Genomic DNA, 16,015 nt, shown 5'->3' with positions numbered 1-16,015 from the left:
GTCCCTCTCTCGGGCCGGGGTCTCGGGTCGGGGTCTCAGGTCGGGGTCGAGGTGGGGTCCGTCACCCTCTCCACCGCCTCGAGCAGGGACCTGAAGCTGGTCAGCCGGCGGTCGGCGGTCGGGGGGACGAGCCAGTGCAGGCCCGGCGGGCGGACGCTGGCGGCGTCGGGGACGACGACGTAGGAGCCGCGGCCGAGGACCCTGGCCCCCGGCAGCTCCCGGCGGTCGGCGGCCCTGGGCGGGATCAGGAAGTACACCCGCGACCGCTCCTCCCACTCCCTCTCGGCTCCCGCCTCGCCGGTCTCTCCCGGCAGGTCGGCTATCACCGGGCCGGGCGGCCGGTCGCCGTACCGCAGCATGGCGTCGAGCACCCTGAACCCGGTCCGTCCGGGCATCCGGACGGCGTCCCACCAGGTGCCCGCGGGGACGGCGCGGTGCGTTCCGCCGTACGGCAGCCAGCTCGGCCGGGCGGAGTGCGGCAGCTCGTGGACGCCGCGGCGGGCGGGGCGGGGGACGTAGGGGAGGCCGGTCGCAGGCTCCGGGGCGTCCGGGGCGCCGGCCAGGCGGACGCCGTCGCCCCCGGCGCGCTTGACCTCGCGCAGCGCCGCGTCGGAGTCCAGCAGCAGGTCGGAGAGCCCGCCGGGGGCGGGGCCGACCGGGTCCCAGGCGTAGACGCCGAGCGAGATGGTCATTCCGGTGATGGTCACGGTGGTGCCGCGGCCGATCGGGGCCGGTACGGACAGCTCCCGTATCTCCTGCCGGACACGTCGGGCGGTGGCCATCGCCTCGCCGGCGCCGGTGTCGGGCAGCAGCATCAGGAACTCGTCGCCCGCGTGGCCCCCGTAGCGTCCGGTGACCGCTCCCTCGACACGGCGCAGCACCCCCGCGGCGGCGCGCAGCACGGCGTCCCCGGCGAGGTGTCCGTAGGTGTCGTTGATGCTCTTGAAGCGGTCGAGGTCGCCCATGACGACGGCGAGCGGACGGTGTCGGTTGCGGGCGAATGCGAGGGCCTGGGAGGCCCTGATCTCCCAGGCCCTCCTCACCAGCAACCCGGTGAGGTCATCGGTCGGGGGGCGGTGACCGCCCCGCGAACAGCACGAGGGGGACGACGCGCACTCCTCGGGCGTCCTCGGCGCAGTGCTCATCGCTCCCCTTCTCCCCCCGGAGGGTCGGACACGCGGCTGTGCTGAACCAGCGGTTGACTCACAAAAGGTTCGACTCAACCGGTAGTTGAGTGGCTGCGATGAGTGAGTCTAGGCTTCCGAATGACGGGACTGTCAACTCCCCGCCGACTGCCAAGAGTTATGATGCGGTGACAACTTCCGGTCGGATCAGGTGTGGTGGAGGTGGATACGGTGCCCGATCCCAGCGGGCGTCGGACGCTGGCCGAGAATCTCGACCGGCTCTTCGACACCATCCGTCCGGAGGGGCCCAAGGGGCGGCGGTACACCAACGAGGAGGTCGCCACCGCCATCAAGCAGGCGGACCCGGGGATCCGGGTGGGCGGCGCCTACCTGTCGGCCCTGCGCAAGGGCACCAAGCGCAACCCCTCCACCGAACTGCTGACGGCCCTGGCCCGCTTCTTCGGCGTCCCCGCCTCCTACTTCCTGGACGAGAACACCGCGGCCCAGACCGACGCCGAGATAGAACTCGCCAAGGTGGCCCACAACCTGGGCGTCAGGAAGCTCGCCCTGCGCGCCCTGGAACTCTCCCCCGAGGGGCTCGCCGCCGTGACGAGGATCGTCGAGCACGTGCTGGAGAGCGATCCCGGAGCCCGTGCGAAGTCCTCCGGCCATCCGGCCCCGAACTCGGGTTCCCCGCCCCCCGGCGACCGGCCGGCGGAGCGCTGACGCGATGGACCTGAAGGCCATGCGCCGTAGTTGTGCGGCACTGGTCCGCGACCTGGACCTGCCGGTCCCCGCAGAGCCCGACCAGGTCATCGCCGCGCTGTGCGGCAGGATGAGGCAACGCCTCGGACGGGACGTCCACCACCGCCTCGTCCCCTTCCCACCCGACACCGTCAGCGGCCTGTGGGTGGCCACCGACTCGGCGCACTACATCCTGTGCGAGGAGCGCACCAGCCCCTGGCACCAACTGCTCATCACCTGCCACGAGTTCTGGCACATGGAGGTGGACCACGGGGCCACCGCGGTCGACGACGACACCCCCTGCCTCTCGCTGCCCTCCCTCGACCCCGGAACCGTCGCCCGCATCGTCGCCCGCCGCAGCCACTGCGACGCCCTGGCCGAGCAGGAGGCCGACTTCTTCGCCTCCATGCTGATGGCCAAGGTCAGCCGCTGGCTCCCCGAACGGACCTGGGACGTCCCCGACTCGGCCGCCGCCGTCGTCCACCGCCTGGAGGCCGCCCTCGGCAACGGCCCCGACCCGACCGACCCGGCCGGCCCCGCCCGCCGGGCACGGTGAGACGCCGGTGAGCAACCAGAGCGCGGTCCACCTGTTCTGCGCCGTGGTCGGTTGGGTGGCCTTCGCGGTCAAGCTGCGCGACCTGCGACGCGCGCCCCGCAACCCCATGCGCCAGGCGATCTGCAGTACCCTCTTCCTCGCCTCCGCCTGCGTCTTCTGCGCCGCGCCCGCCGTCATCGACGGCGTCAACGACCTCGTGGGCATCCCCAACTTCACCGCTCCGGTGGTCTACTGCCTGCTCGTGGCCCTCGGCGCCTCCTGCCAGGTGCTGCTGGCGTACTGGCGGTGGCCGGCGGAGGAGGCCCGGCCCATCGCCCGCCGCTGGACGCTGGCCTACGCGGCCGTCGTCGTCGCCCTGATCGCGCTGTTCGTGGTGGGCGAGGCCCCGCGGGAGCGGCTGGTGGACTTCGACACCCACTACGCCAACACCCCCTACATCGTCCAGTTCATCCTGCTGTACCTGCTGGCGCTGAGCGTGGCGATGGCGGTCCTGGTGCGGATGTGCTGGGGGTGGGCGAAGGTCGCCGGACGGCCCTGGCTGCGCCGCGGACTGTGGCTGATCGCCCTGGGAGCACTGGCGGCGCTGGGCTTCGGCGCCGCCAAGCTGACCGCCGTGGCCGCCCGCTGGGCCGACACCGACTGGGACTGGCTCAGCTCCCGGCTCGCCCCCGCGCTGGCCATGCTCGGCCTGGTGGTGAGCGCCGTCGGCTACGCGCTGCCCGCCCTGGGCGACCACCTGTCCGAACTGCGCGGCAGAGCCGACCGGTACCGCTCGTTCCGGGCCCTGTACCCGCTGTGGGACGCGCTGCGACGGGCCACCCCCGCCATCGTCCCGTCCACGCGGGTCCCCTGGTGGGACTTCGAACTGCGGCTGACACGGCGGCTGGCCGAGATCAACGACGGCCGGCTGGCCCTCCGCGCCCACGTCGACCCCGAGGTGGCCGAGGTCACCCTGCGTCTGGGGCACGAGGCCGGGCTGACCGGCGCCGACCTGCAGGCGGTCGTCGACGCGGCCCGGCTGAAGGCCGCCGTCGCGGCCAAGGCCGCGAACATCAGGTTCCCCCCGGCGGAGGCCGTCACCGGCCACGGAAGCGCTCGCGGCGGCACCGACGGCACCGACGGCATCGGCGAGTTGGCCTGGCTGGTCAGCGTCTCCCGGGCCTTCGCCTCCTCACCGGTCGTGGCCGCCGCGCTCGCCCGCGCCGGCGGGACGGACGGGACGGACGGAACCGACGGGACCGACGGGTCTCGTGGGGCGGCCGACGGCGGCGACACCGACGGATCCGGCGCGTCCTCCTCGCCCACCCGGTCCTCCTCTTCCGCCGAGTCCGCGAGAGACTGAAACTCGCCAACCCGGCGCCAAGCAAGGAGGATCGGTGCGCCCGACGAGACATGCCGTGGTGCTCGGCGGCGGACTGGCCGGAACCCTGGCCGCCGCCGCGCTCGCCCGCCATCTGGAGAAGGTCACGATCGTCGAGCGTGACGTCCTGCCCGACGGCCCGGAGCCCCGCAGGGGCGTACCGCAGGCCCGGCACTCCCACCTGCTCTGGTCGGGTGGCGCCCGCGCCATCGAGACGCTGCTGCCGGGGACGACCGACGCCCTGCTGGCGGCCGGGGCGCGGCGCATCGGCCTGCCCAGCGGGCTGGTCCTGCTGACCGCGCACGGCTGGATGCGGCGGTGGCCCGAGACCCAGTTCATGATCGCCTGCAGTCGCGACCTGCTGGACTGGGTGGTGCGCCGACAGGCGCTCGCACAGCCGGGCGTGGTGCTCCGTCAGGGGCTGCGAGGCGTCGAACCGGTCGGCACCGCCGAGCGGATCACGGGCGTGCGGGTCAGAGACGAGGCGTCCGGGGAAACCTCCGTGCTGGAGGCCGACCTCGTCGTCGACGCGAGTGGCCGCGCCTCACGGGCCGGCCGCTGGCTGACCGACCTCGGACTGCCCCCGGTCCACGAGATGGTCGTCGACTCCGGTCTCGCCTACGCCACCCGGATCTTCCGCGCCCCGCCCGCGGCCGGCAAGGACTTCCCCGTGATCACCGTCCAGGCCGACCCTCGGGACGGCCGGCCCGGCCGGGGAGGGGTGCTGCTGCCCATCGAGGGCGAGCGGTGGCTGGTCACCATCTCCGGCACCCGGGGCGGCGAACCGCCCACCGACGAGGAGCACTTCCTGGAGTTCGCGCGGCGGCTGCGCAGCCCCGTCGTCGCCGAACTGGTCGAGGACGCCGAACCCCTCACCCCGATCCACGGCTCCCACAGCACCGCCAACCGCCGCCGCTACTTCGAACGCCTCCGCGCCTGGCCCGACGGGTTCGTCGTCATCGGGGACGCGGTGGCCGCGTACAACCCCGTCTACGGGCAGGGCATGTCGGTGCTGGCCGGCGGCGCGGTCGCCATCGGGGAGATCCTCGGACGGCACGGCCTGCGCCCGGGGACGGCCCGACGACTCCAGCGGGCCCTCGCCCGCCCGGTGGCCGGCGCCTGGAAGACGGCCACCGGCCAGGACGTCCTCTTCCCGGACGTCGTCGGCCCGCGGCCCTCGTCCGTCGACCGACTGCTGCTGCGCTATGTGGACCGGCTGTTCGAGACCGCCCTCTCCCGCCGGGCGGCGGCCGAGGCGTTCATCGACATGCTCACCCTCTCCGCGCCGATGGGCCGGCTGATCGGCCCCAAGGCCCTGCTGGCCGCGGTGCGCGGCCCGGCCGCCCCGCCCCCGTCCGAGCCCCCGCTGACCGCGGACGAACTCACCCGCGCCCGCGGCACAGCCGGCAACGCGCCCTGACGCCCGACCCGGTCCGGACGGACGCGGGACGGACGAAGGGCCCGGCCGGACGACCAGGCCCTCCCGAGACGAGAACGTCACACCAGACGGGGACGTCACACCAGACGGGCGTCCAGAGTGATCTCCCGGACGCCGGCCAGGGCCATGCCGACCGGGCAGTTCTTCTTCGCCAGCTCGGCCGCCTCCCCGAACGCCTCCTCCGACAGGCCCGGGACGCTCGCCCGGACGGTCAGCGCGATGAGGGTGAGGCCCTCGCCGAGCCGGAAGGTGACCTCGGCGTCGGTGTCCACGGAGCCCAGGGTGTGACCCTGGCTCTCCAGCGTGTGGGACAGGGACATGTTGTAACAGGCGCTGATCGCCGCGGCGACCAACTCCTCGGGGCTGGTCTGGCCATTGGGCTCCTCCTCCGAGCGACCGGGCCAGCTCACCCGGTACGTGCCGGCGCCCGACGAGGACAGGGAGACGGTTCCCCGGCCGTCCTGGAGGGGGCCCTCCCAGTGGGAGCCGGCGGTGCGCTTGATCGTCATGTTCGACCTTTCGACGGGTGTTGTGACGGACAAGATGGACGGGATGCCGTCGTGGAAGGGCGGCACGGAGACGCGGACGTGGAGACGCCCCGGCCCACGCCCCGCCGCGGAACGCTCAGACGGCGGAACGTTCCTGCTCGGCCAGAGACAGGCGGCGGGCCGAGATGATCACCAGCACCACGGCCCCGATCAGCAGGACGGCGGCGTTGAGCGCGACGTCACCGACGCCCTGCCCGGCGCCGAGCACACCGGTGAGGCCGTCGACGGCCCAGTACTGGGGGGTGGCGAAGGCCACGTACTCCGTCCAGCCGGGCAGGGCGTCCACCGGCAGGAAAGCGCCCCCGATCACGCCCCCGACCACGCTGACGAGGTTCGTCAGCGCGCTGATCTGCTGACTGGAGGAGCAGAAGGCGACCAGGAACAGGGACACCGCCATGATGACGGCCACCACCGCGACCACCATCAGGAGCAGGGCGGGGACGCTGCCCCTCATGTGAAGGTCCAGGGCGAGCCAACCGAAGGCGAACATGACGGCGATCTGGAGGGCGGAGACGGCGGCGTAGGGCACGGTCTTGCCCAGCAGCACCTCCGAGGACCGGACGGAGGAGGCCCTCAGACGGCTCCAGGTGCCCCAACCCCTCTCCAGGAAGAAGCCGTTGGCCATGAACCCGGTCATGAAGAACGCGAACATCACGGTGAACCCCGGCACGGCGAAGTCGGCGCCGCTCATGGTCTCGCCCGCGTCGAAGCTCTCGCGCACCACCGGGCCGAGCCCGTCGGCCATGATGCCCATCATCACCGCCGGGGTGACGATCAGCAGCATCACGACCGCCTGGTCCTTCCACAGCATGCGCCACTCGTTGCCGCCGATGGCGATCAGCCGGTCAGGCCGCATCAGGCCACCTCCTCGGCGACCGCTTCGGAGTCCTCCCCGGTGAGGGCCCAGAAGGCCGTCTCCAGGGAGGCGCGTCGCACGTTGATCGACGTCAGTTCGGCCCGCCCGCCGCCCTTCGTGGAGAGCCGGGCCAGCAGGGGCGGGAGGTCGGCCGCCGGATCGGCCACCTCGTGACGCTGCCGTGTGCCGTCGCCGAAGGTGAACTCGACGGCGGACGTGGCGTGGCGGCTGATGGTCTCGGAGACGGTCCCGGAGGTCAGGACCCTGCCCCGGTGGATGATCACCACCCGGTCGCAGATGGCCTCGACCTCGGCGAGGTAGTGGCTGGAGAAGAGCACCGCGGCGCCGGTCTCCCGGGCGGCGCTCGTCACCAGCTCCAGCATGTGGGTCCGCGTGCGGACGTCCAGGCCGACGGTGGCCTCGTCCAGCAGCAGCAACCGGGGGCGCGACATGAGCGCGACCCCCACGTGGGCGCGGCGGCTCTCGCCGCCGGAGAGGACGCCGGAGAGCCGGTCGGCCTGCTCCCGCAGTTCGAGCAGTTCGATCAACTCCGCCGCCCGCGTGTCGGCCTCGCCGCGGGAGAGGCCGGTGAGCCTCCCGAAGAACCTCAGATTCTCACGCACCGTCAGGCGCGGGTACAGCGCGGTGTTCTGGGCGGCGAATCCGACGAGGGCGCGCGCCCGCTGCGGGTCGGTGCGGATGTCGTGTCCGTCGATCGTGACGGTTCCCGAGTCGGGGGTGACCAGACCGACGATCGATTCGAGCGTGGTGGTCTTCCCGGCCCCGTTGACGCCTAACAACCCCACGATCTCGCCCGCGGCGACTTCGAAGGACACCTTGTCCACGGCGGTGACCCCGCCGTATCGCTTGACGATGTCGACGACTTGGAGCACTGCACTCCTTCTCCTGCGCGTGTTTCTCCGTCCGGGGATCCGCCGGCGGCCCGGCCCCCGGCTCTCACACCGACGGGGCCGCGTGGCGGTGGAAGGGTCCGAGTTCTCCACGCTCGTAGAGGTCGGCGCACCGGGAACGCCGGAGCTTCCCGCCGGAGGTGTCGGGCAGCGTGCGTCGGCGGACGAGGACGACGTCGGCCGGGGCGTCGAGGTTCCTGCCGCGGGCGGTCACCACGCCCTTGGAACGTCGCCTCGGCGGCCGACGGGTCGCCCGGGAAGCCGGCGGCGACACAGTAGCCGGACACCTCGACCTCGCCGATGACGTCGGAGCCGACGGGCCCCCCTCGCTCGTCCACGATGCGCGCTTCCTGGTCGCCGGTAGACGTACCGCACGATACCGCGACGGTCACCGATGGTCCCGACTCGATCGCTGACAGCTCAATCGGCCCGCGAGCGGCGGGCGGACGGTGTATCGCGAGGGTGCCGAAGGGAGGGTGCCGAAGGGGCGGCCGGCCCCGGACGGCGGTTGCCCATGACCGGCTCGTGACCGGCCCATGACCGGCTCGGTCCCGGTCTGCTCGCGACAGGGTCGAGCGGGTGTTGTGCCTTCCTTGTCAGGTGAGGAACGCGTTGGAGGCCGGGAAGTGACAGCAGCCCGCCGGTTCCCACCTTGCGCGGGCCGCGCTGCGGACCTGGCTGCTCGACCGGTGTGAGAACCCTGAGCTGTGGTCCGAGGTGCGGGACGGGCTCAAGCGGCCTCGTCCGATGACGGTCAACTACCTTGCCAGCCAGTTGAGTTCGGATGCCGACTTCACCTCCGTGGCCGCGCTCTACGCCGCCGACCACCTGGGCAAGCCCGACCTGCCGCTCGCACAGATACTCTCCGAGGTCATCGCCGACGAGCACGTGCCCTACCTCGCCGCCATGCGCTACAAGGACTCCGGCCTGCGGAAGCGGGCGCAGTGGGAACAGGTGTGGGAGCAGCAACGCGAGGAGGACCGCACCGGCCGGCGGCTCGACATCCCCGTGCCGCCCAAGTACACATCGGCCGACTTCGCGCGCTCTTCCTACTGGTCGAACCGGGGCAAGCTCGATGTGCCCAAGGAGCGGTTCGTCTCGTACCCCGAGACCGCGCCCGACAGCGACTCGACGCTGATGCTCGGCTGGGCGGGTTGGGACCACAAGGACCGGGCGCAGGCCCTCTTCGAACTGATCGACGCGCGTACCAAGCGGGACGGTTGGGGCACCGATCGGATCGTTCCGCTGCTCGCCGGCCTGCACGAGATCATGCCGTGGCTCCGGCAGTGGCACGGCGAGTACGACGACGAGTGGGAAGGCAGCCCGGCGGAGGAATTGGAGGCGGAGTACGAGAACCTGCTCCGCAGGCACCAGGTTGGTGTGCAGGAGTTGGAAGCCTGGCGTCCGGTGAAGAAGCCCCGGGGCGGAAGGCGACCAAGAGGGCTGTGTCGGAGGGCGAGCAGTCCCGACGTGGTTGTTGGGGCAGCGGGCGACCGCTGCCCCAACAACCACGTACGGAGTCAGTGGTGCGAGTCTGCCGCGTAGGTGGTAAAGGCCGACCAGGCGTTGGGGGAGATGGACAGCGGCTGCCTCCGGACGTCCTTGGAGTCACGAACGAGGACGGTCGCGGGTCGCACTGCCACCTCCACGCAGTTGTCACCCTCGCTTCCGCTGTAGCTGCTCTTGAACCAGCCCTGTTCGGCAGTGGTGCTCATAGCGTTCCTCGCATCTCTGTCAGCAGGCTCACCGTGGCCCTGCAATCATGGGCCTGCGAACGCAGCCTGCCATAGCGCTGGAGCAGAGCGCTCACGTCCTTGGGCGTGGTGATCAGGTTGCTTGATCGCTGCCCTTCGGTGTAGCCGACCCATCGATGCTCTGAGGTCTCCGCCAGGTATAGAGGTCCGTCGACTCCGCAGTGATCCTCTTGCCGGAGAGGCATGACTTGGATCTCGACGTTGAGCCGGGTGCTCACGTCCAGCAGATGGTCGATGACAGCACGCGTGACTTGGTCACCACCCAGGTTCCTCTCCAAGACCGCCTGTTCGATGACGAAGCTGAACGCGGTATTCGGCCTTCGCGTAATGACCTGCTGTCGATCGAGCCGAGCAGCCACCTCTCGCTCAAGTTGCTCCTCGGTGACGGGCGGCAACCTGCGTTCGAAGATTGCGCGGATGTAAGACTCGGGCTGCAACAACCCAGGCACGACGCGGCACTCGTACGTGTAGAGCGACAGCGCCTCCTCCTCGATGCCCGCCCACTGGCGGAACCACGAAGCCAAGCCCGCCCGGCGGGTCAGGCTGCGGGCCGCCGCGGCGAGGACGCGACCGGCCGTGGGGCCGAGGACTTCCTCCGAGCGTTCGACGAGGTCCCTCGGCGGGAACCGTTTGCCCTGCTCGATCTTGGCGACGTAGTGCGTCGAGTACTGGACGCGCGGAGCGAACTCCTCCTGCGTCAACCGGGCTTCCTCCCGCAGGACCTTCAACACCGCCCCGAAGGTCTTCAGGCTGTCCGACAGCCCCGGTTCGCCGTTCGTGCCGCCGTTCCTGCCCCCGCCGCCGTTGTCCGCCGTCATGGCAGCCCGCCTCCCCGTACCCGCGTCCGCGACGCAACGTGTCTGTGTTACTGCTCAACGTCACAGATTCGTCATCGTCACACCCGGTCACCAGCCCAGTCCACAACGCCCACTGGTACAACGCGATCTGTACCGGTGCCGACCTTGCCGAACCGGGCTTCTCCGCCAGGAGCCGACTGCCGTGGAGTTTCCGCGCCCTCAAACCCCCGTCACCGTACGTACGTTCGCCCGGCGGTTCTCCGGCCGCTCGGTGCGATGTGCGGGGCCGCGCGGCTGCCCGCGGGAGACGGGGAACCTTCCAAGCGTCAGTCCGCTTCGGTGCCTCTCTCGGCCCTCGGATGTGAGTTCCGTCCCCACCGGGTGGAAGGCGTGGTGGATCCCGCCGTGCGGGGAGCGGGCGGCGTGGGGTTCCGCCGAAGCTCCGTGCCGGGGCCCGCGATGTCCTTCACCGACCGTGGTTCACCGACCGGTCCGCACGCACGTGGCACGAGCGACGTGCCAGGAGGGATCAGAGCGTGTGCGTGCGTGCCTGCCTGCCGGAAGCGCAGGCAGGCACCGGCGACTCACGGTGCGCGGTGTGGAGACCGGGCGGGGTCAGTCGAGGCACAGGAAGAGCAGGCAGACCTGTGTCGGTGACGTCGCCGGCTGGGGGCTCGGCTGCGACGTGCCCGGGGCCGTGGCGTCGGCGGATGCGGACGGCTGCTCCGCCGCCGTGTCGGGGCGTTCGTGGGCCGTCGTGTCGGAGGCCGAGGACACGGCCTCCGCCTGATGAGCGGGCGTGGCCGTCGGACGCGAGGGAACGGCGGCATCCGGTGCGGGAGCGCTCGGAGCGCTCGACCGCGTGGTGGGGGACGTCTCCGCCGGGGAGTGTTGACGCGGGAGGTTGGCTGCCTGCGGCTGTGCCGGGGAGGCGGTGCGTTCGGACTGGTGCGTGGTGCGCGGTTCCGACGCCGGGCGGGTGTGCTCCGTCCCCTGCTCCGCCGCCCGCTCCGTCGCCTGCTCCTCCGCGGCGTCCATGCTCCTGTCGTCCGACACCGCCGCCTGTGTCCGGTCGGCCGCCTGTGCCTGGTCCGTCGAGTGCCGGTCCGTCGTCGCGACGGTCAGGCCGCCTCCGACGAGCGCGACGGCGGTTGCGACCACGGCCCGGCGCTGGGTCTTCTTCCAGCGGGCCAGTTGACGCCGGCGCGCTGCCCGGCCCTGGCGCACGGGGGGCGTGCCCCCGATACCGCCGGACGTGTCGGGGTGCGTGGTTTCGTCCATGCCGGCCCCGAGCGGCGCCTCGTCAGGCCGCGGGCCGTCGTGCCAGGCGGCCGGTGCCGTGGACTCCCACGTCGTCGCGCTCGGTGCGTCGTCCGTCACCGTCGAGGCGGTGGACCAGGCCGGGGAGCTGTCGCCGTCGGTGACGCGCGGAGCGATGTCCGGGGCGTAGGCGGCGCACCCGGGACACACCAGGGCACCGTTGAGGTGCCGGCGGCACGAGTAGCAGTAGTCCATCTGTGGTCTTCCTGGGTCGACTGTGCCGTCGGCCCGCCTGGACCACGGCTTGGTCACGTTCGTACCTGCGCAAACGATCAACAACGTTATCGACGCGTTCGGAAGGGGGTGTGCGGCGTGTGTGACGTTCCTGCGCGGGTTCTCCGGGTGTCTCGCGGTCGACTTACGTGGCCGCGCGCCGGATCGGGTGCCGCGCTCCCGCAGGCGGAATCCGGGGCCGGGTCGTGCACGGCACCCCGCGGCGCCGACCGGTACAGCGGGATCTGTGCCGGCACCGACCCTGCCGGACAGGGCGCTCCAGCCGGGACGCTGACCGCCATGACAGTCCCGGTTCCACCCTCCCGACTTCGCGTCACCGCACGTATGTTCACCCAGCGGTTCTCCGCGACCCCGCGCGGCGCGCGGCTGGCACGGCTGCTCGCCTCGCACCAGTTCACCGTCTGGGGCATCCCGCGCGGCACCGACCTCTTCGACGCCGCCGTGCTCGTCGTCGCCGAACTGACCTCCAACGCCGTCCTGCACGGGCGCGTACCCGGACGGGACTTCGAGCTGGTCCTCGCGTACGACGACGAGGGGGACGTCCTCCGGATCGAGGTGTCGGACACGCACCCGTCGCGGCCCGTGCCCCTGGTGCGTACCGCGTCCGAGCCCGATCCGGAGGAGGAGCGGGGGAGAGGGTTGCTCCTGGTCGAGGCGCTCGCGGCCCGCTGGGGCGTGCGGGAGCGCTGCGGGCCGGGCAAGACGGTGTGGGCCGAGTTCGACCTGCGGGCGACACCGGCGGACCTCCTGGACCCGCTGGCCCCGGTCGCCCCGGCCCGCCCGGCGAACGGGACCTGACACGCGGCGCGTCTCCGGTGTGAGCAGGCGGGAACCCGCGCACCTCGGCTCGTCTTCGCTGCTCAGGACGGTTGACCGGATGGCCGGACAGGTGGCCGGGCCGGGTGGTCGCCCCGCGCCTTGACGCACCGTCCTCCGTCGCCTCGTTCCTGCAACGCCTCGGCCGTACCGGCCGTCGCCCGGGAACCTCCCGCAACTGCCTGCTCCTCGCCCTCGACTCGCCCTCGACGAGAGCGGCCTGCCGGCCGCGGCCGGCAGGCTGCTCCAGTGGTCGCGGGGTTGGGTGGAACCGGTCGTGCGGCACCTGGTCGAGCAGGGTTGTCTCGACCGGGACGGTGGCCTGCTGTTCATCGGTCCCGAGGCCGAACGCCGTTACGGACACCGGCACTTCATGAACCCCACCTCCGTGTTCACCGCACCACCGCAGTTCACCGTGGTGCAGGGGCGCAAGGAGACAGGGCGCACCGATCCCGGCCTGCTCACCGAATGGGTCGAGGGGCCGCGCCGCCTCCTGCTCGCCGGGCGGAGCCGGCAGGTCACCTACATCGACTGGCACCGCAAACGCTGCTTCGTCGAGCCCGCGGACGGCGGAGGCGAGGCGAAGTGGAGCAGCGCCGGCTTCGGGCAGGGCGCCTCCTTCGAAGTGACCCGCGCGGTGCGCGATGTCCTGTTGGGCGTCGATCCGCCCGTCTCCCTGACCCGGAGGGCCGGCAGGGCTCTCGCGGAGGCACGTGAGCACTTCCTGGCGAGAGTGCGCCCCGGAGGGAACCTGGTCATTCGCGACCCGGACGGTCGCCTGCGGTGGTGGGCGTGGGCCGGGCACCGCGCGAACGCCACCCTGGCCGCCCGTCTGGCCGACCCGGACTCGGCGGTCGCCGTCCTCTCCGAACCGACGCGGTTCGTCGCCGACGTCGGGTGACGCTCCGAGGACGCGTCCGCGCGCCCGGGGCGTCACTCCTCCGCGACGTCCACCCCGTAACCGCGGACGAGTTCGGCGAGGCCGTGGTCGTAGCCCTGCCCGACGGCGCGGAGGCGCCAGACGGGACCGCGGCGGTAGATCTCGGCGAGCAGCATGGTGCGTTCCGTGGTGGCGGCGTCGAGGGTGGCCTGGGCGAGAGGCGCCGTGCCGTCGTCCGAACCGGTGGTGATGTGGACGGCGCCGACGTCGCCGAAGGTCAAGGCGCCGTCGATGGCGGCCGCGACGACGATCTTGCGAACCGCCGGGGGCAGGGCGCCGAGGTCGACGGTGACGGTCTGCTCGGTGGGGCCGTCGCCGAGGAGCCGCACGGTGCCGTCGGGGTTCTCCGGAGCCCCGTGGAAGACGAAGTCCTCGTCGCGGGAGACCTGCTCGTCCTCGTCCACGGTGAAGGCCACGGCGTCGATCTCGCAGGCCGTCCGCTGGGCCCAGGAGGCGGCGACGGTCCAGTGGGCCCCGGTTGCCCCGGCGGGCGAGTTCCGGCGTCCCGGGGTTCGAGGTCCCGGAGGTTCGAGGTCCCGCTCCGTGACGGCGTGTGCGCGCCGCTCCGGCGGGACCGGTCCGGACGGTGCCGTCGCCGACGGAAGGGTGTGGCGCCCCCGGCAGGACTCGAACCTGCGGCCAAGCGCTTAGAAGGCGCCTGCTCTATCCACTGAGCTACGGGGGCCGATGCGGTCGCGGACGGACGGTCGGGCGCCCCCGGGGTGACCTTGCCACGGCAAGGATAGTTGCCCCGATGCTCCCTCCCGGTTGCTTCACGTCCACGACACCCTGTGGAGGTTCAGTGAAGCGGTCCCGATAATCGCAGGCGAGTACGAATCATGCACCGCTTCGGACGATCTGAGTCACGGGTGTTGTGCACTCGTTATGCCGTCCTGATCCGCCGCCTCGCGGGCCACAGGGGTCAAAACACCCTGTTCTAGCCCGAAGGCACTTCAAAAACCGCTCGAAATTGGGCATTCTGCGCATGTGGCGATCTTGGAGGCTAGGACCCAACTGCTCGACGCGCTCATCACGCTCCGTGACCGCGTCGCCGCGGCCCGCTTTCCGCTGCCGCTGCCCGGGGCCGAGCACGCCCGCCGCTCCCGGGCCGAGTTGCTCGCCCAACTCGACGACTACCTGGTGCCGAGACTGCGCTCGCCCGAGGCGCCGCTGCTCGTCGTCGTCGGGGGGTCCACCGGCGCTGGGAAGTCCACCCTGGTCAACTCGCTCGTCGGCCGCCGCGTCAGCGACGCCGGGGTGCTGCGGCCCACGACGCGCACGCCCGTGCTGGTCTGCCACCCCTCCGACCGGCACTGGTTCGCCGGGCCGCGCGTCCTGCCCCGACTGAGGCGGGTGTGGACCCCGCGCCGGGACGCCCCCCACAGCGACGACGAACCGGCCGGCGGGCACGACGACGACCACGGCGCGGACGGCGAGGACGTCCCGCCCTCGCTCGCCGTGGAGACCGCCGAGACGGTGCCCGCCGGGCTCGCCCTCCTGGACTCGCCCGACATCGACTCCCTCGTGGTCTCCAACCGCGAACTGGCCGCCGAGCTGATCTGCGCCGCCGACGTCTGGGTGCTGGTGACCACCGCCTCCCGCTACGCCGACGCCGTCCCCTGGCACCTGCTGCGCACCGCACGGGAGTACGACGTCACGCTGGCCACCGTGCTGGACCGGGTGCCGCACCAGATCGCCGCCGAGGTCTCCCGCCAGTACGCCGCCCTCCTGGAACGCGCCGGGCTCGGCGACGTGCCCTACTTCACCATCCCCGAGCTGCCCGAGTCCGCCCGCGGCGGTTCCGGGCTGCTGCCCGCCACCGCCGTCGCCGAGCTCCGTCAGTGGCTGCTCCACCACGCCCAGGACCCTGCCGCCCGCGCGGTCGCCGCCGGCCGGACGCTGGCCGGCGCCGTCGACTCGCTGCGCTCCCGCGTCCCCGCCCTCGCCGGCGCCGCCGCCGCCCAACACGCCACCGCGCTGCGGCTGATGCGGTACATCGACGCCGCCTACGACGCGGCGACCACCCGGGTGCGCCGCCGACTCGCCGACGGCGAGCTGCTGGCCGGCGAGGCACTCGCCCGCTGGCGCGGCTTCCCCCGGGACAGCGGCGGCGAGGAGCTGCTCGACGCCTTCGCCGACGGTCTGTCCGCCCTGCTGCGCGGAGCCGTCGGCGACGCCGACGAGCAGACGGCCGAGGCCTGGCGCCGGGAGCCCGGCGCCCCCGAGTGCGGTCGCGCCGACGAACTGGTGGCCGAACGGATCGAGAACCTGGTGGAGCGCTGGCGGCGCGGCGTGGAGGAACTCGCCGAGGTGGAGTCGCGCGCGGCGGACGGCAACTGCCCGCTGCCCGCCGAACAGACCGCGGCCCTGCTCGCCGCCGTCCTGCTGGGCGGGCGCCGCGCCCGGGGCGCGGGCGAGGCCCTGGCCGAGTCCCTGGGCGGCGCCGTCGCCGTCCGGCTGCGCGAGCGGGGCGAGGAACTGCTGGAGACCTGCCTGGAGGGGGCGCTGCGCGGCGAGCGCGACTACCGCCTGGCTCCCCTGGAGGACCTCGACGCCACCCCCGCCCAGCAGGTGTCCCTGATCGCCGCACTGTCCGTACTGCAGAGGGAGAGGTGAC

General features: G+C 72.4%; 14 protein-coding genes, 1 tRNA gene and 3 pseudogenes. 8 read left to right on the top strand and 10 right to left on the bottom strand.

Features of this window, described 5'->3' with window-relative positions; all coding sequences use genetic code 11:
• Positions 1–35: 35 nt before the first annotated feature.
• Positions 36–1,145: a GGDEF domain-containing protein gene (locus tag IF47_RS28620; RefSeq protein WP_078591629.1), complete on the bottom strand. Its 1,110-nt coding sequence runs from the start codon at positions 1,143–1,145 to the stop codon at positions 36–38.
• A 210-nt stretch (positions 1,146–1,355) separates the two neighbouring features.
• Between IF47_RS28620 and IF47_RS0107590 the strand changes: the two genes are divergently transcribed.
• Genes IF47_RS0107590 through IF47_RS0107575 form a run of 4 tightly spaced genes read left to right on the top strand, consistent with a single transcriptional unit; the run spans position 1,356 to position 5,204 of the window.
• Complete coding sequence (locus IF47_RS0107590; protein WP_051717204.1) at positions 1,356–1,850, top strand: helix-turn-helix domain-containing protein; 495 nt, start codon at positions 1,356–1,358, stop codon at positions 1,848–1,850.
• Positions 1,851–1,854: 4 nt separating this feature from the next.
• A complete protein-coding gene (locus IF47_RS0107585; protein ID WP_051717203.1) occupies positions 1,855–2,424 on the top strand; it encodes a hypothetical protein in 570 nt (189 codons plus the stop codon).
• A 7-nt stretch (positions 2,425–2,431) separates the two neighbouring features.
• Positions 2,432–3,766, top strand: coding sequence for an MAB_1171c family putative transporter (locus IF47_RS0107580; RefSeq protein ID WP_051717202.1), 1,335 nt, complete (start codon positions 2,432–2,434; stop codon positions 3,764–3,766).
• Positions 3,767–3,800: 34 nt separating this feature from the next.
• Positions 3,801–5,204, top strand: coding sequence for an NAD(P)/FAD-dependent oxidoreductase (locus IF47_RS0107575; RefSeq protein WP_037732114.1), 1,404 nt, complete (start codon positions 3,801–3,803; stop codon positions 5,202–5,204).
• A 95-nt stretch (positions 5,205–5,299) separates the two neighbouring features.
• On the opposite strand, the gene IF47_RS0107570 is transcribed toward IF47_RS0107575, so the two are convergent.
• The 4 genes from IF47_RS0107570 to IF47_RS30585 all read right to left on the bottom strand — a co-directional run bounded on the left by IF47_RS0107570 (position 5,300) and on the right by IF47_RS30585 (position 7,754).
• Complete coding sequence (locus IF47_RS0107570; RefSeq protein ID WP_031507536.1) at positions 5,300–5,731, bottom strand: OsmC family peroxiredoxin; 432 nt, start codon at positions 5,729–5,731, stop codon at positions 5,300–5,302.
• A gap of 115 nt (positions 5,732–5,846) precedes the next feature.
• Positions 5,847–6,626, bottom strand: a complete 780-nt coding sequence (locus IF47_RS0107565; RefSeq protein ID WP_031507535.1) for an ABC transporter permease — start codon at positions 6,624–6,626, stop codon at positions 5,847–5,849.
• A complete protein-coding gene (locus IF47_RS0107560) occupies positions 6,626–7,519 on the bottom strand; it encodes an ABC transporter ATP-binding protein (protein WP_031507534.1) in 894 nt (297 codons plus the stop codon). Before IF47_RS0107560 ends, IF47_RS0107565 begins: the two co-directional genes overlap by 1 nt.
• Positions 7,520–7,583: 64 nt before the next feature.
• Entirely contained in the window at positions 7,584–7,754 is a 171-nt protein-coding gene (locus IF47_RS30585; protein WP_157839928.1) for a hypothetical protein, read from the bottom strand.
• Positions 7,755–8,200: 446 nt separating this feature from the next.
• Between IF47_RS30585 and IF47_RS0107550 the strand changes: the two are divergent.
• Positions 8,201–9,082, top strand: a pseudogene (locus IF47_RS0107550) (DUF7008 domain-containing protein); the annotation flags it as partial.
• Here the strand turns inward: IF47_RS0107550 and IF47_RS29215 are convergent.
• The 3 genes from IF47_RS29215 to IF47_RS30580 all read right to left on the bottom strand — a co-directional run bounded on the left by IF47_RS29215 (position 9,058) and on the right by IF47_RS30580 (position 11,603).
• Positions 9,058–9,252, bottom strand: a complete 195-nt coding sequence (locus IF47_RS29215) for a DUF397 domain-containing protein (RefSeq protein WP_078591627.1) — start codon at positions 9,250–9,252, stop codon at positions 9,058–9,060. The pseudogene IF47_RS0107550 and the gene IF47_RS29215 overlap by 25 nt on opposite strands.
• Positions 9,249–10,109, bottom strand: coding sequence for a helix-turn-helix domain-containing protein (locus IF47_RS0107540; protein WP_031507532.1), 861 nt, complete (start codon positions 10,107–10,109; stop codon positions 9,249–9,251). The genes IF47_RS29215 and IF47_RS0107540 overlap by 4 nt, the downstream gene beginning before the upstream one ends.
• A gap of 594 nt (positions 10,110–10,703) precedes the next feature.
• Positions 10,704–11,603, bottom strand: coding sequence for an SCO2400 family protein (locus IF47_RS30580; protein ID WP_051717200.1), 900 nt, complete (start codon positions 11,601–11,603; stop codon positions 10,704–10,706).
• Positions 11,604–11,966: 363 nt separating this feature from the next.
• On the opposite strand from IF47_RS30580, the gene IF47_RS0107530 reads away from it, so the two are divergent.
• Positions 11,967–12,440, top strand: a complete 474-nt coding sequence (locus tag IF47_RS0107530) for an ATP-binding protein (RefSeq protein WP_078591626.1) — start codon at positions 11,967–11,969, stop codon at positions 12,438–12,440.
• A gap of 116 nt (positions 12,441–12,556) precedes the next feature.
• A pseudogene (locus tag IF47_RS27580) lies at positions 12,557–13,302 on the top strand (DEAD/DEAH box helicase); the annotation flags it as partial.
• An 89-nt stretch (positions 13,303–13,391) separates the two neighbouring features.
• On the opposite strand, the pseudogene IF47_RS29210 reads toward IF47_RS27580, so the two are convergent.
• Together IF47_RS29210 and IF47_RS0107515 are read right to left on the bottom strand one after the other, a co-directional pair.
• Positions 13,392–13,868, bottom strand: a pseudogene (locus IF47_RS29210) (TerD family protein); the annotation flags it as partial.
• Positions 13,869–14,007: 139 nt separating this feature from the next.
• Positions 14,008–14,083 (bottom strand) — tRNA-Arg (locus IF47_RS0107515).
• A 311-nt stretch (positions 14,084–14,394) separates the two neighbouring features.
• Here IF47_RS0107515 and IF47_RS0107510 point away from each other — a divergent pair.
• A complete protein-coding gene (locus IF47_RS0107510; protein ID WP_031507528.1) occupies positions 14,395–16,014 on the top strand; it encodes a dynamin family protein in 1,620 nt (539 codons plus the stop codon).
• Position 16,015: the final 1 nt, after the last annotated feature.

It is taken from the genome of Streptomyces megasporus (assembly GCF_000718985.1).
Lineage (GTDB): Bacteria > Actinomycetota > Actinomycetes > Streptomycetales > Streptomycetaceae > Streptomyces > Streptomyces megasporus.
This window is presented reverse-complemented; position numbering and strand designations above follow the sequence as displayed.